Below are 22898 nucleotides of genomic sequence, written 5' to 3' on the forward strand. Positions count from 1 at the left end.
CTTGTAGAAAATGAGGAAGTTAAAAGAATACGATATCTCTTTTGCAGGGCTGAAACAAGGAAAACATCAATTCGTTTATGAGGTTGATAAAAAGTTCTTGGATTCATTCGGGTATGATGATGTGAATGACATCCGTCAGGTTGTAACTGTTGAGTTAGATAAAAAAAGTACCTTACTTGAGCTACATTTTAAAAATGAGGGAGTTGTAAACGTTAATTGTGACTTATCCAACGAGCCTTTTGATATGGAAGTTGAAGGAGAGCTTTTTTTGGTGGTGAAGTTCGGAGAGGAATACAATGATGAAGATGATGAATTACTCATTTTGCCTCACGGAGAGCATCTACTAAATGTAGCACAGTACATTTACGAGCTTATTGTGCTTTCAATACCAGCGAAACGTGTTCATCCTGAAGTTGAAAAAGGCACATTACATTCCGACGTTTTGGATAAATTGGAAGAATTAAGCCCAAGAGAAGAACTTGAAGAAAGTGAATATATAGACCCGCGATGGGAAAATCTAAAGAAAATAATAATAACTGATAAAGAAAAATAAGAAATGGCACATCCTAAGAGAAGACAGTCAAGAACAAGAAGAGATAAGAGAAGAACACACGATAAAGCAGTTGTTCCTCAAATTGCAAAAGACCCAACAACGGGTGAAAATCACTTGTACCACAGAGCTCATTGGCACGAAGGAAAATTGTACTATCGTGGTCAAGTTTTAGTGGATAACACTGAAAAAAGCGAATAAAGATTTTGATTTCATAATAAACATTTTTAAAATTAAACTGGAGAAATCACCCGCAAGGGTGATTTCTTTTTTTATTTGATTTATAGCTTATTATGAAAATAGCGTGAAAATAATTTTGAAAATATGTAAGTAATACTGAAAAAAATTAATATCTTGGCAGACAAATTTCAATTTAGCTTACTAAAAAAGCCTTAATTGTTGAATTTCTTTTGTTGTTTCTCTTGTAATCCATTAAAAATGAAAAAGTTATTACACGTCGTTTTACTAATATCCTCTTTTTCAGCATATTCACAAAAGCTTTGGACTTTAGAGGATTGTATTGAATATGCTTTGCAAAATAACATTTCTATTAAGCAGTCAGAAATTGATTTGAAGGCAACGGACATTGATAAGTTGCAGGCAAGAGGAGTTTTTTTTCCTTCATTGAACGGAAATGTTACGTACAACCTTAACGAAGGAAAAAATATCAATCCTGTGACCAATCAATATGAAAATGCTTTTTTTCAATCGGCTTCAGGTGGGGTAAATATGGATGTAACAGTTTTTGCCGGTTTGCAGAATTGGCGAAGATTAAAGCTTGCCGAACTTAACAAAATCGCCTCTCAATACAAGCTCGATAAGATGAAAGATGATATTATCTTGATGGTAATCAATGCTTATCTTGAAATTTTATCAAACAAAGAGCAAATTAAAAAATTGAAAACTCAGCTTGAGGTTTCCAAAGAAAATTTGAAACGTACTCAGGATTTAATTGAAGCAGGCTCACTTCCCAAAGGAGATTATTACGAGGCTGAATCACAGTTTTTCTCTCAGGAACAGCAAATTATCGCCACTGAAAATGCTCTTTTTATTTCAAAAATGGGATTGGCACAGTTGTTATTGCTGAAAAATTATCAGGATTTTGAAATTGCAGATACTTCTCTTGAAATTCCCCTAACTGATATTCTTTCAAAAACGCCTGCCGAAATTTTCGAAAAAGCAAAAGAAGTTACTCAAGATGTGAAAATTGCTCAGGCAAATGTAGATTTGGCAGAAAAAAGTCTGCAATTAGCCCGTTCCTCTTATTCTCCAAGGCTTTCGGCTCAGTGGGGATATAATTCACGTTGGTCGAAGAATTATCCTGAAAATTTTTGGAAACAGATTGACCAAAATAAAGGAATGTACGCGGGATTATCGCTAACCATTCCGGTATTCAATGGTTTTTCAACTGTGGGAAATGTTAAACGTCAGGAAATCAATTTGTTGAGAAGCCAATGGAATAAGCAACAAACAGAACTTACTATGGAAAAGAATGTTTATCAGGCTTATACAGATGCATCGAATGCTAAAAAACTTTTTGAGGCTACCGAAAAAACGTTGCAGGCAAAAAAGCAATCGTACGCTTATGCTAAAGAGCGTTATGATGTAGGTTTGATGAATACTTTTGATTTTAATCAAGCAAAATATCAATATGAAAATGCTGAAAACGAAAGTATTAAGGCGAAATATCAATATATTTTTAAAATAAAAGTATTACAATATTATTTCAATGGGTTGAATATCAATAAATAAAAAATTATTTTTTATTATTTCGAGATTTTCATATAAATAGTTGTTTTTAAATTTGTGAAATACTATGAAAAAAAAGACTTTATTCATAATTATAGCGGTTGTTCTGGGTTTAATATTGCTGATTGTAGGCAAAAAAGCCGGGTGGTTTGGAGGAGAACCTGAGGGTAAAGAAGTGGAAACTCAAGAAGTTGTTTTAGAAACACTAACGCAAAAAGTTTCGGCTACGGGTAAAATTCAACCTGAATTGGAAATCAAATTATCTTCCGAAGTATCAGGTGAAATTATTGAACTTCCTGTGGTTGAGGGACAAATGGTAAAGAAAGGCGATTTGCTGGTACGTGTTAATCCCAATGTTTACGAATCTGTTGTAAATAGAAGTGTAGCAGGACTTGAAACAGTGAAAGCTTCATTACAGCAAGCCGAAGCAAGCCTGAAAGAAAGTGAAGAGAGTTACAAACGCAGCAAGATTTTGTATGAAAAAGGCGTAATTTCAAAATCGGATTGGGAGAAAGCTACATCTGCCTATGATATTGCTAAAGCAAACAGAGAATCAGCTCGTTATAATGTTCAGAGTGCAATGGCAAGTGTAACGGAATCTCGAGATAATTTAAGAAAGACAACCATTTTTTCGCCAACTAACGGAACTATTTCCAAACTTAGCGTAGAATTGGGTGAGAGGGTTGTAGGTACGGTTCAGATGACGGGGACGGAAATTATGCGTGTTGCAGATTTAAGCCGAATGGAAGTGGAAGTTGATGTAAATGAGAATGATATAGTAAAAGTAAGTGTAGGTGATAGCGTTAATGTTGAGGTTGATGCATATTTGAAAAAAGTATTTAAAGGAACTGTAACCAATATCGCAAATACGGCAAATGCAACAACGAGTGTTGATCAGGTTACAAACTTTAAAGTAAAAATTCGTATAGAGGAGAGTTCTTATCAGGATTTATTGAAAGACAAGAAAGCAGGTTATTCGCCTTTCCGACCAGGAATGACAGCAACGGTGGATATACTTACTGAAAGTAAAAAAGATGTGCTTGCAGTGCCAATAAGTGCTATTGTGGTTAAAAAAATGTCAGAAATTAATCCTGAAGTATCCAAAGAGGAAGCCGAAAAACGACAAGAAGCTGTTTTCGTTCTGAAAGATGGAAAAGCAGAACTCAAAGCTGTTACTACTGGAATTCAGGATAATACGAACATTGAAGTTTTGTCAGGAATTGAAAAAGGAGAACAAATCATAATAGGTCCTTACAATCTGGTAGGCAAAACTTTGAAAAAAGGAGACAAAGTCATCAAGAAAGCTAAAGACAAAAAAGACGAGGAAAAGAAAAATTCAAATTAATCTAAAATAAAAGTTAAACTCGTCTGATTTCACAAATATCAACTTTATTTATTATTTTTGCAGGCTTTAATACTAAAAAACTATGGTTTTACCTATTGTTGCTTATGGAGACCCTGTACTTAGAAAAGTAGGGACAGACATCACAGCGGATTATCCAAACTTGAAAGAATTGATAGCCAATATGTTTGAAACGATGGAAGCAAGTCACGGTGTTGGGCTGGCTGCTCCCCAAATTGGTTTGCCAATTCGTTTGTTTGTCATTGATGCATCGCCATTTGGTGAGGACGAGGATTTAACTGCGGAAGAACAAGAATTTTTGAAGAATTTCAGAAAAACATTTATCAACGCAAAAATTCTTGAAGAAACGGGAGATAAATGGAATTTCAATGAAGGCTGTTTGAGTATTCCCGGAGTGAGAGAAGATGTGCTTCGTCACAAAAAACTTACAATCAGTTATTTGGATGAGAATTTTACTCCTCAAGAATTGACAGTTGATGGGCTTGCTGCACGAATTATTCAGCACGAATATGACCATATTGAAGGGATTTTGTTCACAGACAAACTTTCGGCTTTCAAAAAACGATTGTTAAAAGGAAAACTTACGGACATTAGCAAAGGAAAAGTAAATGTGGATTACAGAATGCGTTTCCCAGGTGCAAAGAAAAGATAGAAAAATAGAATTTATAAATATAAAAGTTTAATAGATAGAGAATTAGAGATTAATTTTTATAATACAGAAAGATGAATTTAAACAAGATTTTAGCCATTTCGGGCAAACCAGGATTATATCATTTAGAGTCGCAAACACGTACAGGATTTTTGGCAACATCATTGTTGGACGGAAAACGAGTTTCGGTGGGAATCAGAAATAACGTGAGCTTACTTTCAGAAATCGCTATATATACATTGGAAACAGAAGTTCCTTTAGCTGAGGTATTTAAAAATATTAAACAAAAAGAAAATAACGGAAAAACGAGCATTTCTCACAAATCTGATGATGCAACATTGGAGGAATATTTCTTCAGTGTTCTGCCTAATTACGATGAAGACCGTGTGTACGCAAGTGACATTAAAAAAGTAATACAATGGTACAATTTGCTTCTTGAAAAAGGATTTTTAGAAGAAACTCCAGAGAATAAAGAGGAAGTTTCTGAAAAAGAAGAAGTTGTTAAAGGATAATTTATTTTGAAGGCGATGCATTGGCATCGTCTTTTTTATAACTTTAAAAGAGAAAAAGATGAAAATTCAGTTGTTTAAAAACATTGAGGAAGAGCAGTTAATAGATGTAACTATTTATATTACAGAAAGCTTAAATAGCTTGCCGGCCACGCTTTATCCCTATCTTGAAAAGTATTTTGAAAAAAAGAAAAATGTTGTTATTTCAATTCCTACACTTGAAGAGCCTTTGGTAATAGCATTAATTTTAGAAAAATCCGAAAAGGAATCTGTTAATAATGAAAAGGCAAGATTGATTGGAAATGAAATACTTACACTGTTGAAAAAAGAAGAGTATCTCACAGCTCGTATCATTTCAGCAGTGGAAGATGAAATGGCTTTGATGGTTCTTGAAGGTATGCTTTTGAGTGATTATCATTTCACAAAATACAAAACTAAGGAAGAAGAAAAGAAAGAAAAAGATATTCAAGTATATACGGAAATTGCTGAGGATAAAATAATTGAGCTTGTAGGTTTATTGGAAACGGTATCCATTGCTCGCAATTTAGTGAATGAGCCTCCTTCCGTTTTGACAACAACACGATTTTCGGAGGAGATTACAAATTTGGGCAATCGTTACGGGTTTGATGTAAATGTACTTAGTAAATCGCAAATCAAAAAGCTAAGAATGGGAGGATTGCTTGGCGTTAATGCAGGAAGTGATGTGCCTCCAACATTCAATATTCTTACTTGGCGTCCTCAAGATGCTAAAAATCAGCAACCTTATATCTTTGTAGGGAAGGGAGTTGTCTATGATACAGGAGGTTACAATGTGAAGCCGGGTAGTTATATGGATACAATGAAATCGGATATGGCGGGAGCAGCGGCGGTAGTTGGTTTGCTTTGTGCTGTGGCTCAAAATAAACTGCCAATACACGTAATAGGGCTAATTCCTGCTACGGATAATCGCATTAACAGCAATGCTTTTGTTTCTGATGATGTATTGACAATGATGAACGGAACAACTGTTGAGGTAAAAAATACAGATGCTGAAGGGCGTCTTATTTTGGCTGATGCTTTGGTTTATGCCCAAAATTTGAATCCTAAAATAGTGATTGATTTGGCTACGCTTACCGGAGCGGCTGCTCGGGTTACAGGTCACTACGGAAGTGCTTTTATGGGGAATGCTTCTGCGGAAATTAAGCAAAGTTTGCAACAATCAGGGGAAATGGTTTTTGAGAGGTTGGTAGAACTTCCTTTTTGGGAAGAGTTTGCTGAAGACTTGGAATCGCCCATTGCCGATATCAAAAATTTAGGAAAACCCGAAGGCGGAGCTTCCTCAGCAGGAAAATTCTTGGAGCATTTCACGAATTACCCTTGGCTACATATTGATATTGCAGGAACTGCCTTTCTAACAGCACCTTATCGGTATTTCAAACCTGGTGCAACGGGTGTAGGTATCCGATTGTTATATCATTTTCTGAAAAAAGAAGAAAATATTTTATAAGCATTTCAAGAAAAGAAAAATTCCAAGTGTTAGAGAAGTTCCTCATACTTGGAATTTTTTTCTGTAAACAAAAACTATTTGTATTTTCCGCAGAAAGTTGTATATTAGCCAAATAAATTTTAAAATTCAAAACTATGCAAGATTTATTCACATCCGTTCCTTTTATTCTTATAGTTGTATTTATTATTTTCGGAACATTTTTTACGGTTAAGCAACAAACTGCGGTTTCTGTTGAGCGTTTCGGTAAATTTCAAAGTATTCGGCATTCGGGATTACAAATGAAAATTCCGATTATTGATAAAGTTGCTGCTCGTATTAGCTTGAAAATTCAACAGTTAGATGTTATTGTTGAAACAAAAACTCTTGATGATGTATTTGTAAAAATCAAAGTATCAGTACAATATGTGGTAATTAAGGACAAAGTGTACGATGCTATTTATCGTCTTGAATATCCTCACGACCAAATTACAAGCTATGTGTTTGATGTGGTACGTGCTGAGGTTCCGAAAATGCGTTTGGATGATGTTTTTGTTAAAAAAGATGACATTGCAATCGCTGTAAAACGTGAGGTGCAAGAAGCGATGGAAACTTACGGGTATGACATTATTAAGACCCTTGTGACAGATATTGACCCTGATGCACAAGTAAAAGCAGCGATGAACCGAATTAATGCAGCTGAACGTGAGAAAGTTGCAGCTCAATATGAAGGAGATGCTCAACGTATTTTAATTGTGGAAAAGGCAAAAGCGGAAGCGGAAAGCAAACGTTTGCAAGGACAAGGTATTGCCGACCAACGTCGTGAAATTGCACGCGGATTGGTAGAAAGCGTTGATGTGCTTAATAAGGTTGGAATTAGTTCGCAAGAGGCTTCGGCTTTGATTGTTGTAACACAGCATTACGACACCTTACAGGCTGTAGGTCAGGAAACTAACAGTAATTTGATTTTGTTGCCAAATTCTCCGCAAGCGGGAAGTGATATGCTTAATAATATGATAACTTCATTTACCGCATCTAATCAAATTGCAGAAAAAATGAAAAACAAGGACAAAAATTTATAATAGCAAATTTAATAATGGTATAATTCCAAGAAAAACGTTTTTTCCTGCTGAATTATTTTTTTTCATACGTTTGTGAAATAAATATTTATTAAGTATCTTTGTTTGCTTCAAGTAAATAAAAAAAGCTATGGAAAAGATGTTGAATTATTTTTACCTCTTTGTTTTGTGCTTCGCCTTTTTAGGATTTTTTAATGTGCCTTATCACAGTACTTTACTTTCATTATTTGGAGTTTTAGTTTTTATATCAGTGTTTTACGCTCATTTTAAAGATTACCGAAAGCAAGTGCGTTGGGGCTTAATATTGATGTTTATAATTCCGTTTTTTCTAATCTTTTTGGGAAAATAGACGTAACTTTTTAAATTCAAAATAACTAAAAAAATTAATTATAAAATAAAAATAAGAATAGATGAATCATTTTACAGCAGAAGATTTTGAAAAATTGCTAAAAGGTTGGATTACCGAATTGGTTAACTTTGTTCCGACATTGGTCGGAGCCTTATTAATTTTCATCGGAGGACGTTATGTAATTCGTTTTTTGGTGAATTTAATACAGAGAATAATGTTGCGAAGAGAGGTAGAGATAACCCTTCAAACTTTTGTCTTACAATTAGTTAAATGGATTCTTCACATTGCATTATTTTTGATAATCGTACAAATTATTGGAATTCCGACAACGCAGTTTTTTGCCATTTTAGCCAGTGCTGGTATTGCCGTAGGGCTGGCTTTGCAGGGTTCGTTATCAAATTTTGCGGGCGGAATTATGATATTGATTTTCAAGCCTTTTAAAGTAGGAGATAATATCGAAGCAAAAGGAGAACGAGGTACTGTAAAACGCATTGGGCTGGTTTCCACTACGCTAAATAAATTTAACAATGAGGAAGTTATCATCCCAAATGGTCCTCTTTTCGGAGATAGTATTATCAATTACACTCGGGAGGATAAAAGACGAGTAAAAGTTTTAGTAGGAATTGGGTATAGTTCTGATCTTCAGAAAGCTAAGGAAATTTTGTTGGATATAGCCAAGAGCGATAAACGAGCCTTTGAAGAGCCTGCTCCGTCCGTATTTGTGGAAGAATTAGCGGATAGTTCTGTGAATATTTCAGTACGTTTTTGGTGTAATAACGATGATTATTGGGATTGTTATTTTGCTGCTATTGAAGCAGTTAAATTGCGATTTGATGCTGAAGGAATCGAAATTCCTTTCCCACAGAGGGTGCTCAATATTGTGAGCGATACCAGCAAATCTTAAAAAAGAATAAAATATATTTTGACAGATATGAAAAAGATAGTTGTAACCGGCGGATTGGGTTTTATCGGTTCGCATACGGTGGTTGAGTTGCAAAACTCAGGTTTTGAAGTGGTTATCATCGATAATTTGTCCAATTCATCGGAGGATGTATTGCCACGTATTGTGAATATTACGGGTAAAAAACCAATTTTTGAAAAATTCGATTTGCGTGACAAACAAGCGGTTATTGATTTTTTCCAAAGACATCACGACATTGCCGGAATGATTCACTTTGCGGCTTCAAAAGCTGTTGGGGAAAGCGTGGAAAAACCGTTGTTGTACTATGAAAACAACCTAACTACATTGGTTTATCTGCTGCAAGAGTTGAGCAAAAAAGATAAAGCTCATTTCATATTTAGCTCATCTTGTACGGTTTATGGGCAAGCCGATGAGCTTCCAATTACAGAGAACGCTCCTGTGAAAAAGGCGGAATCTCCTTACGGAAATACCAAACAAATCGGAGAGGAAATCATTGTAGATACGTGTAAGGTAACTCCGCATTTGCAAGCAATTTCACTGCGTTACTTCAACCCGATTGGTGCACATCCTTCCGCAGAAATTGGGGAATTGCCTATCGGAGTGCCTCAAAATTTGGTGCCGTTCATCACACAAACGGGCATCGGGCTGCGTGAAAAATTATCCGTTTTTGGAGATGATTACCCAACACCCGACGGAACTTGTATCCGCGATTACATTCACGTGGTGGATTTGGCAAAGGCTCACGTGGTGGCGTTGCAACGTCTGTTAGAAGGCAAAAATGCTGAAAATTATGAAGTTTTCAATGTGGGAACGGGAACAGGAAGTAGCGTTCTGGAAGTGATTAACAGCTTTGAGCGAGTTTCATGCGAAAAATTAAATTATCAAATTGTGGGCAGGCGTGCCGGTGATATTACTGCGGCTTACGCCAATACTGACAAGGCCAATAACGTACTTGGCTGGAAATCAAAATCTACCTTAGATGAGGCAATGGCTTCGGCTTGGAAATGGGAAAAGAAAGTTAGAGGAAAATAAATTGTAACAGAAGAAGGTAAATCCCAAAATCAAAAGAAAATATTTCTTGATTTTGGGATTCGTTTTTTGTATTTAAATAACTTCAAACATTTTACCGGGCAACGGACGAATTACATTCTTCATTTCAAGTTGAAACAGCAAATTAGAAACTTGATAAACAGGTATTTGACATTCAAGAGCAATTGTGTCAAGTAGTTGCTTTCCGTTGTTTTTCAGGTAATTGTGAATTTTTTCTTCTTCTGCTGAAAGTTCTATAAAAAGTTGTTGTTGTATGGGCTTCGATGCAGGTTTATCCCAATTCAAATGATATAATAAATCTTTGGCGGAGGTTAAAATCCGAGCCTTTTCCACACGGATTAAATCATTACATCCTACGCTGTAAGTGTCTGTCGCTCTTCCCGGAACAGCAAAAACATCACGGTTGTAGGAGAAGGCAATGTCTGCGGTAACCAAACTTCCTCCTTTGGAACCCGATTCAATAACCACAGTGGCTTCTGATAGTCCTGCGATAATACGATTTCGGCTGAGAAAATTCTTTCTGTCAAATTTACATTGAAACCCGAAATCGGTTATAAATCCGCCATATTCTTCCATTGTTTCGCAATATTTGCTGTGGGCTTGCGGATAAATCATATTGAGTCCGTGGGCTAAACAAGCAATAGTTTGTAAGTTGTGATTGATGGCAGTTTTATGAGCGGTGATATCTACCCCGTAGGCAAATCCGCTTACAATTACAACATCCAAAGATGCTAAGTCTTCGATTAGTTTTTCGCAAAAAGCTTTACCATAAGGAGTTATGTTGCGAGTCCCGACAATACTCAAAATACGCTTGTTTTTCAGATGAATATTACCACGTTGATAGAAAAAAATCGGGCCATCAACACATTGTTTCAGTAAATCAGGATAGTCGTCATCTGTAAAACAACAAATTTTAATATTGTTTTTTTGAGCGAAATTTAACTCGGCTTCCGCTTCGTGTAAGTATTCTGACTTTAATAAATTTTGAGAAATTCTTTCTCCTATACCATCAATATTTTCAATTTTGTTTTTTTTCTGAGAAAAAATGTCCTTTGCACTCCCAAAGTGGGCAATGAGTTTTTTGGCTGTGATGTCACCTATCAGAGGCGTTTTTTTTAGAGCAATTAAGTAGAGAAGTTCCTCGTCTTTCATTATTTACGATAAATGTTGGGTTATAAAACTAACAAATCAGACATCCTTTCCAAAAAAGAAAAGATGCCCGAGTTGATATTAATTGAAAAATTATTTTGTTGATTTATAGCTAATTATTTATTTGCAAAATAATGGAAAAACCACGGAATAGTTTCGATTCCTTTTAAAAAGTTGAAAATTCCGAAGTGTTCATTTGGAGAGTGAATCGCATCACTGTCCAAACCAAAGCCCATCAAAATGGATTTACTTCCTAATTCTTTCTCGAAAAGAGCCACAATCGGGATACTTCCACCGGAACGAACAGGGATTGGTTCTTTCCCAAAAGTTTGAGCGTAAGCCTTAGCCGCAGCCTTGTAACCTGCTGTATCAATAGGAGTTACGTAACCCTGACCGCCGTGATGAGGTTTTACTTTCACGGTCACGCCCGCTGGTGCAATACTTTCAAAATGTTTTTGGAAGAGTTCTGTAATTTCTTTCCAATCCTGATTTGGAACTAATCGCATTGATATTTTTGCAAAAGCCTTACTTGGGATAACTGTTTTTGCACCTTCTCCTATGTATCCTCCCCAAATTCCATTCACATCAAGAGTAGGGCGGATGGAATTGCGTTCATTGGTTGTGTAGCCTGCTTCTCCGTATATATCATTGATATCCAGAGCTTTTTTGTAGTTTTCCAACGAAAAAGGAGCTTTAGCCATTTCATTGCGTTCTTCTTGTGAAAGTTCTTCAACTTTATCATAGAATCCCGGAATAGTTATTCGTTTATTTTCGTCGTGTAAAGAAGCAATCATTTTGGTAAGCACATTGATAGGATTTGCTACTGCACCTCCGTAAAGTCCTGAGTGTAAGTCACGATTAGGACCTGTTACTTCCACTTCCACATAACTTAATCCACGAAGTCCCGTAGTGATAGAAGGCGTGTCGTTGGCAATCATTCCTGTATCAGAAATCAAAATGATGTCATTTTTTAATTTTTCGTGGTTTCGCTCAACGAACCAACCCAAACTCTCTGAACCGACTTCCTCTTCTCCTTCAATCATAAATTTCACATTACAAGGCAAATTATTGGTTTTCACCATATATTCCAAAGCCTTTACGTGCATATACATTTGCCCTTTGTCATCACACGCACCACGAGCAAAAATAGCTCCTTGCGGATGTTTTTCTGTGGTTTTAATAACAGGCTCGAAAGGGTCAGAAAGCCACAAGTCGAGAGGGTCGGCGGGCTGAACGTCGTAGTGACCGTAAACCAAAACTGTAGGTAGCTTCGGGTCGATGATTTTTTCCCCGTAAACAATTGGGTAGCCTGGAGTTTCGCAAATTTCAGTCATATCACAACCAGCCTCGTCCAATGCTTTTTTTACGGCCTGAGCGGTGTTAATAACGTCTTGGGAATAAGCTGAATCGGCACTTATTGACGGAATTTTAAGAAGTTCCACTAATTCCGAAATAAATCGTTCCTTATTCTCTTCAATATAATTTTTTACTGAGTCCATAGATTTGAAATAAAAATAATTCCCCAAAGGTAGAAATAAAATCAGATTAATCAAAGTTTTTAAGGAAAACTCACAGAATGAAAGTTACCAATAAAAAAATGCTCAAAACTTTCAATAAAGCTTTGAGCATTTTTACGATTGATAAATTTTTATTACAACTTATAGTTTAATCCTAAACCTAATACTTCACGGATTTGGAATCCTTTAGCAGCGTTGTCATCATAAATAGCTTGGAATGTGAAGTTTGCAGACAAATATTTGTTGATTGCCATAGCCACATTTGCAGTGTAATCAATGTCAATATTTTGTGGTTTATCCAAATAGTTGCTGTACAAAGTCAAAATATTTTCCATTGAAACATTTTCCATCAAATTGAATTTCGCATATCCAGCCAACGAAAGACCCATTTCATAACGGAAAGTTTTGTTATCTTCAACTCCGTAATAATCTTTTTTATAAACTGCATTTCCCGGAGTAGTGAAATCTTTATTAACAAAAACGAATTTTGATGTTAAAGGAGCGATGTTTACTTTTAGGTTATCGCTTTTTTTCCACAACATACCCGGACCTACTTGAATAAATGCAGGAGAGAAGAATTTGCTGATAAGGGTTCTGTCTGTTTTTCCGTAGTTGTATCCTTTGTCAAACTGTGTTTTGAAGTTAAACAAAAGTGAGTAGAACCAAGTTTCAGAAGCTTGCTTTCCTAAAACTGAATTGAATTCCAAACGGTCTGTAGTTTTTCTTGTGTACTCATCACCTTTTAGTTTTGTGATTCCATAATCAACAAAAAGGTTGTTGTCCCAAGTCCAGCTGTCTTTTTTGTAGTTAAAAGCGTAACTAACAGCCAAGTTCACTGCAACGTTGTTAGTTCCTCCTCCTTGCCACTCATTGTTGAAGGCAGCTTGGCTGAACATTAAAGAAGCATTTCCGCCACGTGTCCAGTTTGACGTAGGCTCTGTCGTTTCTTGAGCGAAACCACTCAATGAAGATAAAAATAATACTGATAATAAAATTTTTTTCATCTGTTAAAATATTTAAGTTAATTTGGTTTATTTACTTTCTTTTAAAAATGGGCACTGTTGAACAAGCTTCCCCATACATTATGCTTTTGGCAATGGGCTGAATTTTCTGCAAAGCCAAAACATAGGCACTTTCAGGAATTGGTTTTTTGGAACATCCTTTGATTATGACAGGTTTTCCTTCGAGATAAGAAAAATCTATTTTAGAGATAATTTCCTGAAAAACAGAATTTTCCAAGTCGGTTAAATTCCCTTGTACGATTTTTTTTGCGTGAGGTTGCAACTTTGAAGCTATAAGCATAAAAGCCCACGCTGGAACAATTGCATCAGCCGAGTTATCAATTGCAACAAAGCAATTATCGTAATCAGTCCAAGGATGTTTTTCTAATTGCTCTCTGAAGTCTTTTTCCTTCAAAATGAGTCCTTCAAAAAGAAAATCTTTCAAATCGAATAAAACTCGCTTTTCTGTCGGATAAAAGTCTTCTAAATCAAAAACTTCCAACGGACTTTTGGTTACTCTATTTATAATTTCGTCAGCCAAAGGAAACGGTTTTATAAAAATCCTAATTCTAATTTAGCCACCTCACTCATCATATCCTGATGCCAAGGCGGGTCGAAAGTGATTTCAACTTCTACATCATTGATTTCATCAATGCTTTTCACTTTTTCCTGAACTTCCACAGGCAGAATTTCGGCTACCGGGCAATTAGGTGTAGTGAGTGTCATCAGAATCTTTACATCAAAATTTTCATTTACGAACACATCGTAAATTAGCCCCAATTCATAGATATCAACAGGAATTTCCGGGTCGTAAATCGTTTTTAGTGTTTCAACAATTTTTTCGCCTAAGGCTTCTGTATCAATTGTATTTGACATATTTTTAAGATTCTTTTAGTTGATAAACAAGTGCATAGCGTTTCATTTGCTCAATCATACTCACTAAGCCATTGGCACGTGTGGGTGAGAGATGCTCCTTCAGCCCTATTTGGTCAATGAAAGCAGTATCTGCCTTTACAATCTCTTCCGGTGTTTGATTTGAAAAAACACGTACGAGCAAAGCAACGATTCCTTTTGTTATAATAGCATCACTATCAGCGGTGTACACTACTTTTCCTTCTTGAAGGTCGGCAAATAACCAAACCTTGCTTTGGCAACCTTTGATTGTGTAATCGTCTGTTTTGTATTTGTCATCAATCAATGGTAAAGACTTTCCAAGTTCAATCAAATACTCATATCGTTGCATCCAATCATCAAAGAAAGAAAATTCTTCTACAATCTCATTTTGAATTTGCTGAATTGACATATTGAAAATTTGTGGGCAAATGTAATCAATTTTTTTAAGTATGCAAAAAATTAACAAAAAAGTTGAAGTTCAAAAAGATAAAAACCTAACCTCATTGTTTTTTTGGTTGTTTACAACAAGGTTAGGAAGTTTATTTTTTTTCGAAAGTTTTCGCTTTTAATCGTCATCATTGGCGTCTTCCAGAAAATCAGCGAACTCATTGGCTGTACTTCTGAAAGAGAAACTCTCGTGTAATTTGTAGTAATTTTGAGGGTCAACTACATTATAGAAAGCTTCTTTTGCTAATATCAAACGATTGCTGTCAAAGCTCAAACACTTCATCATATCAGCGATTTGCTTTGTAGTAAAAGATGTTGTGTTTTTTTGCATTCTGAAGAACTTAAGTTTGTCATCGTCAAATGTTTGATTTTTAAACATTCTGAAGAAAGAACTGAAATTGTTGTAATTCATTGTTCCTCTTCCGTATGCGTTATTCCAAACGTCATTCCATCTTCTGCCGTAATACACTTCTCGGGCATTATTAAGGTCTATTTCCTCTAAAAGGAATAATCCTCTTTGTGAGAAAAAGTCCAAGACCAAACGTGTGTTGTCACGCGGAGTTATTGTAACACAATATATTAGACTTCGTCCATACCAAATGTTAAGTTGCTGAGTTTTGGCGTACACATCAAAAAAGCGAAACATTCCCGTGCTGCTTGAAATTTCTTGGTCTCCCAAGCTAATGGTAAAACGCCCCATTTCAGGAATACGAATAAATACTTCGGCATAACCCGCATCGTAAGTCATTTCCCAACGATAGTTGTAACTTGTGTTCATTCCGCGGTCAATGGCAACATCTCTTCGGTTTTCGTTTTTTAGCCAACGTCCTGCACTCCCAATTTCTTGAGCATTTCCTGCAACGGTGGCAAACAATAGTAGAAGTAAACTTATCTTTTGCATAAAAAATGTTTTTTTGGTTTGTTTACGGAATATCTAAATCTGTGCCAAATCGCATAATTTTGCTGATTTTTCTTTCAAAATTGATAAAAAAATGATTTTTGGAAGAATGTTTTTTCTGTATTTTTCATAGAAACTTAGTGAGCTTATGTGCTTGAAAATGAATTAAAAAATAAAAAATACAATGATATTTCAAAAATATTTTTATCTTTGTGATGTTTTAAAGAAAGGATTATGGATAATTACACTACAATGTGGAGCTCGGCCACGCCGGGTTTTATTATTTTTTTGATAGACCAATCTGCTTCAATGCAGGAGGAATTTACTGCGGATAAAAACAAAGCTGAGTTCACGGCTTCTGTTATTAATGAAACAATTAATGATTTGATTTTGCAATGCAGTAGCGGAAATATGGTGAAAGACCGTTTGTTTATTTCTCTCATAGGTTACGGAGGAAAGGGAGGCACTTCGGTAGATGATATTCGTTCCGGATACATAGGTTCTTTTGCCGAAAGCCCGTTGCGTTTTGAGGCTGTCAAAAAAAATATTCCTGATGGCGACGGCGGATTCATAGAAATAGAAGAGGAAGTTCCGATTTTTATTGAGCCTACGTGCCCTGAAAACGGTCTTACTCCTATGGCAGAGGCATTTGAGTTTGCAAAACAACTTGTTGCCGCTTGGATAGAAAAGAAACCAAAAAATCCTGCACCTGTGATTATTAACATTTCAGATGGGTTTCCTTTTACAGGGAAAGACGATGACGATGAGGATATCCGCAATACAACCAATAAAGCTTATGAAATAATGAGTATGCATATGGAAGACGGTAATCCTTTGGTTTTCAATATTCATTTGGGAATAGGAAGGGAATGTCGTTTTGAGGAAAGTTCATTGGAATTGCCTGACGAAAATGCAAAATTCTTGTTTAGCATTTCAAGCAAAGTGCCAAGAGCTTATAAAGAAGTAGGAAGAAGATATGATTTTGACATACGTCCTAATTCTCGAGGCTTCATTTCCAATGCAAGTGCGGATAGTTTCATCAAATTCATCAGCTTCGGTTCAAGTTCTAAATAACAGATACGTTTTATAATGAGATTTACCATAAAAGGATTTGTAACTAACAAGAAATCAGAATTGTACTCCGATTGTGCAGACAGTTATGCTTTCGATACGGAAAGGCATCGTTTTGCGGTTTCTGACGGGGTATCAATTTCTTTTTTTTCAGAAATATGGTCGCAAATTTTGGTGGATAATTACGTGAAAGGCACGGGTTGGGTAGATTCGGAATTTATAAATAAATGTCAGAAGGAATGGCAACAAAACATTGATGAAATTGTTCAGTTGCCAAATGTAAAGTGGTTTGTAAAAACAAAGTACAGCAAAAAGGAATTTGCAGCAGCAACGTTTATCGGTTTGGAGTTTTTACAAGATGAAAATAAGTGGATTGCACAATTTATCGGGGATAGTTTTTTATTCTTTGTGCCAAAGCACTGTTCTGATTTTCAGCGTGTACTGAAATATCCTAACAAAAGAGATTTTATTTTTGATAATTACCCTGATTATCTGGCGAGTATCGAGAATAATCAGCGGGGAGAGTTGTGTATGTCGGTTGAGGAAAAAATCAAGGAAGGAACTTTTTTCCTTATGACAGACGCTGTTTCGGAATGGTTCATTTCGGAACTTAAAAAAGATGTCAGAAAAGCAGTAGATTCATTGTTAGGGATTGAAAATCAGGAAGATTTTTTGAAAATTATTCAAGAACGAAGAGATGAAAACCTGTTAAAAAATGATGATTCCACCGTTTTGATAATTGAAGCTATAGATGATGAACAGAAAGAATTCAGTTATTCTGTAACCCATTTTACCGATTTGGAAAGTAAAGATTTCAGAGAGCAAAAAATTGATGGAGAAATGGTGGACAAAAAAGAGGAAAATCAAACATTAAGTGTATTTGATAAGTTTTAGACGATGGCTATCAATATGCAAAATATAATTACTTCAATTAAAAATTTGGAGAAATTTCTTAAAGTTCCTGATTTACAGGGGGCTGTTGCCGTTAAAAAAGAAAACGGACAACCCTTCTGTTACACGGGAGGCTTTAATATGGTTTTTAAGTTGGAGCATCAAGGAAAGAAATGGGCTTTTCGGGTGTGGCATACTCCTTATGGAGAAAAAGAACGCTTTCAAGCTATTTCTAACTATTTGAATAGTAGAAAATTACCTTATTTTGGGGAGTTTTTCTACGATTCTAGAGGATTGTTGGTGAATGGTGTCCTGCACGATACTATTCGGATGGAGTGGGTTGATGGTCAATTACTTAAGGACTATCTGAAGGAAAATCTTTATGATAAAGAGAAATTGCTGGATTTTGCCGGAAAATTTATGCAAATGGTAAAAACTCTTCACGAAAATAAGATTTCCCACGGTGATTTGCAACACGGTAATATATTGATAGACAGTAATAATAACATTAGTCTGATTGATTACGACTCCATTTGCATACCGGAAACTGAAGGGCAGGAAGAGGTTGTTTCGGGGCTAAAAGGCTATCAGCATCCGTCGCGTTTTGATGCCAAAAAATCTTCTTTAACAACAGATTATTTTTCTGAATTGATTGTGTATTTGTCTGTTTTGGCAATCATTGAGAATCCTGATTTGTGGGAAAAGTACCGATTGGAAGAGAGTGAATATTTACTTTTTTCGGAAAATGACTTTTTTAATCTGAAATCTTCTGAAATTTATAAAGATTTACAGAATTTGTCGCCAATAATTAAAGATTTGTTGTTTGTTCTTGATGTTTATGTAAGAAATACAAATTATTTAACTATCCGACCTATTGATGAATATTCCTTTTTGGAATTAAATCAGAGAGCTAAGAACGAAATTCTTTCTTTTGAGTTGAATATTCCTCGTCCGCTTATGATTAGATTTTCAGCATCTAAAATCGTTGTGCTTGAAGGAGATGAAATTGAACTGAGCTGGAAGGTAAAAAATGCTTCTAAAGTTTATCTTTTGGAAAATGAACAGGAAGTTAATTCGTTCAAAAACAATGACTTTGAAAGTATTTCAGAAAAATTGGTTCCTTTAAGAGGAAAAGTTCGTAAAAAAATGACTAAAAGCACGTTGTTTACCCTTTTGCCTGTTCCGATTCAAAATTCTGAAAATCAAACAGAAAATTTAAAAACAATTGAAATAGAAGTTTATCCAAGACCTGAAATCATTAATTTTAAGCCAAATAAATGTCACGTAACTTGCGGAGAAATAATTACTTTGGCTTGGAACATCAAAAATGGAATGAAAGCCTACATTTGGTCTGGCGGGATTTGTAACACGGTTAAAAATAAAGCTGAAATCACAATCAATTTAACGAAAACTACCAAATATAAACTTGAAGTAATTGCTCTTGATAACGAAACAAAATTTGAAAAGGAGATTGAAATAGCAGTACATCATAAAGTCCAAATAATTAATTTTGAGCTGATTTTAGGAGACGCATCAAAAAAAGAAGCTCCCACAAAACTTCGTTGGAATGTGATGAATGCTTCTGAAATTATTTTGAAATCTGACAAGGAGCCTGACCAAGATGTATCAAACCTTAAAGAAATAATCATAAATCCAACTAAGAAAACAAAATATTGGATTGAAGCCAAAAATAAATGTTTCAGTGCGGAAAGCCAAAAAATAAGTGTTGATGTTCAGACTTCTATTGTGAAAAAAATGACAAATTTTTTCAGTAAATAAAGTTTGTAGAATCCATCGTTTCAATTCCTATTTCATTCTATTTCAAAAAAATGCCTATTTTTGTGGCGAAAATTAAATTAAAATGACAGAAAAAAATCATTACAAAGGTCTTTCAGATGCACAAGTGCTTGAAAACCGTCAAAAATTTGGAAATAACTCACTTACCTCAGTTCAGGGCGAGCCTCTTTGGAAGCAGTTTTTGGAAAAACTCTCCGATCCTATCATAATTATTTTACTTGTGGCTTTGGTGGCTTCTTTCGGAGTTTCGTGCTATGAATTTTTTGCAGGAGGAGAAGGCTTTCACGTATTTTTGGAACCTATAGGCATTTTGTTTGCTATTTTTTTGGCAACAGGTGTAGCTTTTTATTTTGAGCTAAAAGCCAACAAACAATTTGAAATTCTTAATAAAGTAAATGACGATATTCTCTACAAAGTTATTCGTAACGACAATATTACGCAAGTGCTTAAAAATGATATAGTTGTAGGAGATATCATTGTTTTGGAAACCGGTGAAGAAGTTCCTGCTGATGGCGAACTTTTAGAAGCTATTTCATTGCAAATCAATGAATCAACTCTTACGGGAGAACCTGTGATACATAAAACTACAAATCCTGAAGAATTTGAGGCAGAGGCTACGTATCCTTCTAATTACATTTGCCGAGGTACTTCGGTTGTAGATGGGCATTGTATTTTTGAGGTAAAACAAGTAGGTGATAATACAGAATATGGAAAAGTTTTTGAGGGAGTTCAAATAGATAATTCAGTAAAAACGCCTTTAAATGAGCAACTTAACAAGCTTGCAGGTATCATTACCAAATTGAGTTACGGTATAGCTCTTATGGTAATTATTGGTCGATTGTTAGTTTATTTCTCAAATTCGGCAAATTTACCAATTGATTGGATTAGCTTCGGGGGATATTTCCTTAATACTGTGATGATTGCGATTACTATCATTGTGGTCGCTGTTCCCGAAGGTTTGCCTATGAGTGTTACCTTGAGCTTAGCGTATAGTATGCGTAGTATGATGGCTACCAACAACTTAGTTCGTAAGATGCACGCTTGCGAAACAATGGGAGCTACTACCGTGATTTGTACCGATAAAACGGGAACGCTTACTCAAAATCAGATGAAAATTTATGAAGTTTTCTTTCCTAATTTTAAAGAAATGGGAGATGATAAACTATCGCAAATTATAGCCGAGTCGATGGCAATAAATTCCACAGCTTATATTGATTTTTCCGAAAAAGAAAAACCGCAAGTTTTGGGAAATCCTACCGAAGGAGCGTTGCTGTTATGGTTAAATAAACAAGGAAAAAATTATCTTCCTATTCGAGAAAAAGCAGACATAATCAATCAGTTAACGTTTTCTACGGAACGCAAGTATATGGCAACTTTCGTGAAGTCGCCCGAGGCTGGAAAAGGTATTTTGTACGTGAAAGGAGCTCCTGAGATTGTGATGAGTTTTTGCCACTCAGCCAACGGATTGAATTCCCCAGTTTCGCAAAAAGATTTTGAAGAACGATTGCTGCAATATCAATCGCAAGCAATGCGTACAATTGGCTTTGCCTACAAGGTTTTTGATGAAAAAACGACCGTTTTTGAAAATGGAAAATTAGCCGTAAATGATTTGCAATTTGTTGGTATTTGTGCCATCAGCGACCCTGTAAGAGAGGACGTTCCGCAAGCAATAAAAGAATGTTTAAATGCTGGAATTCAGGTTAAAATAGTAACGGGAGATACTTCAGGAACTGCCAAAGAAATTGCCCGACAAATAGGACTTTGGGATGAAACTTGTTCCGATAGAAATATGCTTACAGGAACTGAGTTTGCTGAGATGAATGATGAGGAATTAACACAGCGATTGGGTGATTTGCGTGTACTTTCAAGAGCTCGCCCGTTAGATAAAGCCCGATTAGTCAATTTGTTACAACAGAAAAATGAAGTGGTAGCGGTAACGGGTGACGGAACCAATGACGCTCCTGCACTCAAGGCGGCTCAAGTAGGGCTTTCAATGGGCGATGGAACTTCGGTTGCTAAAGAAGCCAGTGATATTACCATTTTGGATAACTCGTTTACCAGTATCGGGAAAGCAGTTATGTGGGGACGTTCGCTATATTTGAATATTCAACGTTTCATATTGTTTCAGTTGACAATCAATGTTGTAGCTTGTATTATCGTACTTCTTGGGGCATTTTTAGGAACAGAATCACCTCTTACGGTTACACAAATGCTTTGGGTAAATTTGATTATGGACACCTTTGCAGCTTTGGCATTGGCGTCACTTCCGCCAAGTAAAGAGGTAATGAATGACCTTCCAAGAAAAAGAAATACAAATATTGTAACTCCCGTGATGTCTCGAATTATTTTTGGAGTGGGAGGATTTTTTGTAGTTCTGCTTTTCGGATTCGTACAATACTTTAAGCATACGGATATTCAGTCGCTTACGCAATTTTCTATTTCTGATTATTTCAGATACTTTTTTGATTTTTCAAAAGTGCCGAACGGACTTAGTGCATATGAATTATCGCTGTTTTTCTCTATTTTCGTGATGCTTCAATTCTGGAATATGTTCAATGCGAAAGCCTATCGGACAGGAAAGAGCACTTTGCACCAAATGTCAAAAAGTCAAGGTTTTATGTTGATTGCCTTTATAATAATTTTAGGACAAATTTTTATCACGACCTTTGGAGGAGAAATGTTCAACGTTACACCTTTAAAAACAGTTGATTGGCTAATAATCATAGGAGGAACAAGTTTCGTTCTTTGGTTGGGAGAAATTGGTCGTTTTCTTAACAAGGGAAAAACATCACAAAAAAGTAATTAGTTTTGGTTAAAAACAATGTAATACAATGAAAGTCTTGAGTTTTTCAAGGCTTTCTTTTTTTGTTTTTTCCTCATAATGAGATGGCTATCTATATTCTGAAAATTGATATTTATGGCTGAAAAAACGCAATATCTAAATCTTGGTTTTAATATTAGAAAAAAATCAGATTGCTAAAACCTTGTTTTTTTTGATAAAGAGTAATTATTTATTGTTTTTCAATAAATAATTATTATATTTGCAGTGATGAATTTTAATATTTTAAGTTATGCGAAAAGTATTTATTTTAAAAACTATTCTTGATTTATTATTTATTTTGTCTCTTTTCGGAGTTTTGAGTTTTATTTCATTCTTTATGGAAGACACTATTAAAGTAAACGGCTATAATGTTACTGCTGGCACATTGTCTGCCAAAATTGTACTGTGTTTTTGGTATATTGGATATCTTTTGTTTGTCTATGGAATCTATCTTTTCAGAAAAACTGCATATTTATTCCTCCGAGTACGAATTTTTAATGAAAAGGTAATCAAGAACTTGAATAAAATAGGAATTCTACTGATAATCATAACTATATGTACAGACGTTTCTTTAATGATTTATAGTGCCATAGAACATAAAAATATAGGATTCCGATTAGATACAAACCCTGTGTTGTTTAAAATAGCTGTAGGCTTGTTATTTATGACTTTGAGTGAAGTGCTTAAAATAAGCACACGAATGAAGGAAGAAAACGAATTAACGATTTGA

At 35.4% G+C, this 22898-nt stretch carries 22 protein-coding genes; 15 read left to right on the top strand and 7 right to left on the bottom strand.

All coding sequences use genetic code 11. The annotated features are described in order from the left end of the window. Window positions 1-10: 10 nt before the first annotated feature. The 10 genes from CGC58_RS08290 (at window position 11) to galE (ending at window position 9664) form a co-directional block, all read left to right on the top strand. Window positions 11-553, top strand: coding sequence for a YceD family protein (locus CGC58_RS08290; RefSeq protein WP_095896297.1), 543 nt, complete (start codon window positions 11-13; stop codon window positions 551-553). A 3-nt stretch (window positions 554-556) separates the two neighbouring features. Then, on the top strand, window positions 557-751 hold the full coding sequence (gene rpmF, locus CGC58_RS08295) for a 50S ribosomal protein L32 (RefSeq protein WP_018280292.1): 195 nt from the start codon (window positions 557-559) through the stop codon (window positions 749-751). A gap of 237 nt (window positions 752-988) precedes the next feature. Beyond that, a complete protein-coding gene (locus CGC58_RS08300) occupies window positions 989-2302 on the top strand; it encodes a TolC family protein (RefSeq protein ID WP_095896298.1) in 1314 nt (437 codons plus the stop codon). A gap of 64 nt (window positions 2303-2366) precedes the next feature. Beyond that, window positions 2367-3644 (top strand): efflux RND transporter periplasmic adaptor subunit, encoded by a 1278-nt coding sequence (locus tag CGC58_RS08305; protein WP_095896299.1) that lies wholly within the window; start codon window positions 2367-2369, stop codon window positions 3642-3644. Window positions 3645-3726: 82 nt separating this feature from the next. After that, entirely contained in the window at window positions 3727-4314 is a 588-nt protein-coding gene (gene def / locus CGC58_RS08310) for a peptide deformylase (RefSeq protein ID WP_095896300.1), read from the top strand. A gap of 71 nt (window positions 4315-4385) precedes the next feature. Beyond that, window positions 4386-4823 carry a DUF5606 family protein gene (locus CGC58_RS08315; protein WP_095896301.1) on the top strand — a complete coding sequence of 146 codons (438 nt, stop codon included), beginning with the start codon at window positions 4386-4388 and terminating at the stop codon, window positions 4821-4823. A 58-nt stretch (window positions 4824-4881) separates the two neighbouring features. Continuing rightward, window positions 4882-6306 (top strand): leucyl aminopeptidase family protein, encoded by a 1425-nt coding sequence (locus tag CGC58_RS08320; RefSeq protein WP_095896302.1) that lies wholly within the window; start codon window positions 4882-4884, stop codon window positions 6304-6306. Between the two features lie 134 nt (window positions 6307-6440). Continuing rightward, entirely contained in the window at window positions 6441-7364 is a 924-nt protein-coding gene (locus tag CGC58_RS08325) for an SPFH domain-containing protein (protein ID WP_095896303.1), read from the top strand. A gap of 407 nt (window positions 7365-7771) precedes the next feature. After that, entirely contained in the window at window positions 7772-8614 is an 843-nt protein-coding gene (locus tag CGC58_RS08335; RefSeq protein ID WP_095896305.1) for a mechanosensitive ion channel family protein, read from the top strand. A gap of 27 nt (window positions 8615-8641) precedes the next feature. Beyond that, complete coding sequence (galE, locus tag CGC58_RS08340; protein WP_095896306.1) at window positions 8642-9664, top strand: UDP-glucose 4-epimerase GalE; 1023 nt, start codon at window positions 8642-8644, stop codon at window positions 9662-9664. Window positions 9665-9736: 72 nt separating this feature from the next. Here galE and dprA read toward each other — a convergent pair whose 3' ends face one another. From dprA to CGC58_RS08375, 7 genes are all read right to left on the bottom strand, one after another. Next, window positions 9737-10834: a DNA-processing protein DprA gene (gene dprA, locus CGC58_RS08345; RefSeq protein ID WP_095896307.1), complete on the bottom strand. Its 1098-nt coding sequence runs from the start codon at window positions 10832-10834 to the stop codon at window positions 9737-9739. 113 nt (window positions 10835-10947) lie between these two features. After that, the gene (locus CGC58_RS08350) at window positions 10948-12330 is read right to left on the bottom strand and encodes a dipeptidase (RefSeq protein ID WP_095896308.1); all 1383 of its coding nucleotides are present in this window, start codon (window positions 12328-12330) and stop codon (window positions 10948-10950) included. Between the two features lie 152 nt (window positions 12331-12482). Further along, window positions 12483-13352, bottom strand: coding sequence for a DUF3078 domain-containing protein (locus tag CGC58_RS08355; protein WP_095896309.1), 870 nt, complete (start codon window positions 13350-13352; stop codon window positions 12483-12485). A 31-nt stretch (window positions 13353-13383) separates the two neighbouring features. Beyond that, the gene (locus CGC58_RS08360; RefSeq protein ID WP_095896310.1) at window positions 13384-13890 is read right to left on the bottom strand and encodes a DUF2480 family protein; all 507 of its coding nucleotides are present in this window, start codon (window positions 13888-13890) and stop codon (window positions 13384-13386) included. Between the two features lie 11 nt (window positions 13891-13901). Continuing rightward, complete coding sequence (locus CGC58_RS08365) at window positions 13902-14225, bottom strand: DUF59 domain-containing protein (protein ID WP_095896311.1); 324 nt, start codon at window positions 14223-14225, stop codon at window positions 13902-13904. Window positions 14226-14229: 4 nt separating this feature from the next. After that, complete coding sequence (locus tag CGC58_RS08370; protein WP_095896312.1) at window positions 14230-14652, bottom strand: SufE family protein; 423 nt, start codon at window positions 14650-14652, stop codon at window positions 14230-14232. 156 nt (window positions 14653-14808) lie between these two features. Further along, on the bottom strand, window positions 14809-15591 hold the full coding sequence (locus CGC58_RS08375) for a DUF4476 domain-containing protein (RefSeq protein ID WP_095896313.1): 783 nt from the start codon (window positions 15589-15591) through the stop codon (window positions 14809-14811). A gap of 231 nt (window positions 15592-15822) precedes the next feature. Between CGC58_RS08375 and CGC58_RS08380 the strand changes: the two genes are divergently transcribed. The 5 genes from CGC58_RS08380 to CGC58_RS08400 all read left to right on the top strand — a co-directional run bounded on the left by CGC58_RS08380 (window position 15823) and on the right by CGC58_RS08400 (window position 22898). Next, window positions 15823-16662 (top strand): hypothetical protein, encoded by an 840-nt coding sequence (locus tag CGC58_RS08380; RefSeq protein ID WP_095896314.1) that lies wholly within the window; start codon window positions 15823-15825, stop codon window positions 16660-16662. 15 nt (window positions 16663-16677) lie between these two features. Beyond that, the gene (locus CGC58_RS08385; RefSeq protein ID WP_095896315.1) at window positions 16678-17553 is read left to right on the top strand and encodes a hypothetical protein; all 876 of its coding nucleotides are present in this window, start codon (window positions 16678-16680) and stop codon (window positions 17551-17553) included. A 15-nt stretch (window positions 17554-17568) separates the two neighbouring features. Further along, window positions 17569-19329, top strand: coding sequence for a protein kinase domain-containing protein (locus CGC58_RS08390; protein ID WP_157909236.1), 1761 nt, complete (start codon window positions 17569-17571; stop codon window positions 19327-19329). Between the two features lie 82 nt (window positions 19330-19411). Beyond that, entirely contained in the window at window positions 19412-22153 is a 2742-nt protein-coding gene (locus CGC58_RS08395) for a calcium-translocating P-type ATPase, PMCA-type (protein ID WP_095896317.1), read from the top strand. 265 nt (window positions 22154-22418) lie between these two features. Beyond that, window positions 22419-22898: a DUF2975 domain-containing protein gene (locus CGC58_RS08400; RefSeq protein WP_095896318.1), complete on the top strand. Its 480-nt coding sequence runs from the start codon at window positions 22419-22421 to the stop codon at window positions 22896-22898.

This window comes from Capnocytophaga stomatis, assembly GCF_002302635.1.
Lineage (GTDB): Bacteria > Bacteroidota > Bacteroidia > Flavobacteriales > Flavobacteriaceae > Capnocytophaga > Capnocytophaga stomatis.

Bases quoted from the DNA above. Each gene is read 5' to 3' on its own strand.
- CGC58_RS08325 (WP_095896303.1), top strand. From the start codon at position 6,441: ATGCAAGATTTATTCACATCCGTTCCTTTTATTCTTATAGTTGTATTT.
- CGC58_RS08365 (WP_095896311.1), bottom strand. From the start codon at position 14,225: ATGTCAAATACAATTGATACAGAAGCCTTAGGCGAAAAAATTGTTGAA.
- galE (WP_095896306.1), top strand. From the start codon at position 8,642: ATGAAAAAGATAGTTGTAACCGGCGGATTGGGTTTTATCGGTTCGCAT.
- CGC58_RS08290 (WP_095896297.1), top strand. From the start codon at position 11: ATGAGGAAGTTAAAAGAATACGATATCTCTTTTGCAGGGCTGAAACAA.
- rpmF (WP_018280292.1), top strand. From the start codon at position 557: ATGGCACATCCTAAGAGAAGACAGTCAAGAACAAGAAGAGATAAGAGA.
- CGC58_RS08350 (WP_095896308.1), bottom strand. From the start codon at position 12,330: ATGGACTCAGTAAAAAATTATATTGAAGAGAATAAGGAACGATTTATT.
- CGC58_RS08355 (WP_095896309.1), bottom strand. From the start codon at position 13,352: ATGAAAAAAATTTTATTATCAGTATTATTTTTATCTTCATTGAGTGGT.
- CGC58_RS08395 (WP_095896317.1), top strand. From the start codon at position 19,412: ATGACAGAAAAAAATCATTACAAAGGTCTTTCAGATGCACAAGTGCTT.
- CGC58_RS08305 (WP_095896299.1), top strand. From the start codon at position 2,367: ATGAAAAAAAAGACTTTATTCATAATTATAGCGGTTGTTCTGGGTTTA.
- CGC58_RS08315 (WP_095896301.1), top strand. From the start codon at position 4,386: ATGAATTTAAACAAGATTTTAGCCATTTCGGGCAAACCAGGATTATAT.
- CGC58_RS08300 (WP_095896298.1), top strand. From the start codon at position 989: ATGAAAAAGTTATTACACGTCGTTTTACTAATATCCTCTTTTTCAGCA.
- def (WP_095896300.1), top strand. From the start codon at position 3,727: ATGGTTTTACCTATTGTTGCTTATGGAGACCCTGTACTTAGAAAAGTA.
- CGC58_RS08375 (WP_095896313.1), bottom strand. From the start codon at position 15,591: ATGCAAAAGATAAGTTTACTTCTACTATTGTTTGCCACCGTTGCAGGA.
- CGC58_RS08335 (WP_095896305.1), top strand. From the start codon at position 7,772: ATGAATCATTTTACAGCAGAAGATTTTGAAAAATTGCTAAAAGGTTGG.
- CGC58_RS08320 (WP_095896302.1), top strand. From the start codon at position 4,882: ATGAAAATTCAGTTGTTTAAAAACATTGAGGAAGAGCAGTTAATAGAT.
- CGC58_RS08370 (WP_095896312.1), bottom strand. From the start codon at position 14,652: ATGTCAATTCAGCAAATTCAAAATGAGATTGTAGAAGAATTTTCTTTC.
- CGC58_RS08390 (WP_157909236.1), top strand. From the start codon at position 17,569: ATGCAAAATATAATTACTTCAATTAAAAATTTGGAGAAATTTCTTAAA.
- dprA (WP_095896307.1), bottom strand. From the start codon at position 10,834: ATGAAAGACGAGGAACTTCTCTACTTAATTGCTCTAAAAAAAACGCCT.
- CGC58_RS08400 (WP_095896318.1), top strand. From the start codon at position 22,419: ATGCGAAAAGTATTTATTTTAAAAACTATTCTTGATTTATTATTTATT.
- CGC58_RS08380 (WP_095896314.1), top strand. From the start codon at position 15,823: ATGGATAATTACACTACAATGTGGAGCTCGGCCACGCCGGGTTTTATT.
- CGC58_RS08385 (WP_095896315.1), top strand. From the start codon at position 16,678: ATGAGATTTACCATAAAAGGATTTGTAACTAACAAGAAATCAGAATTG.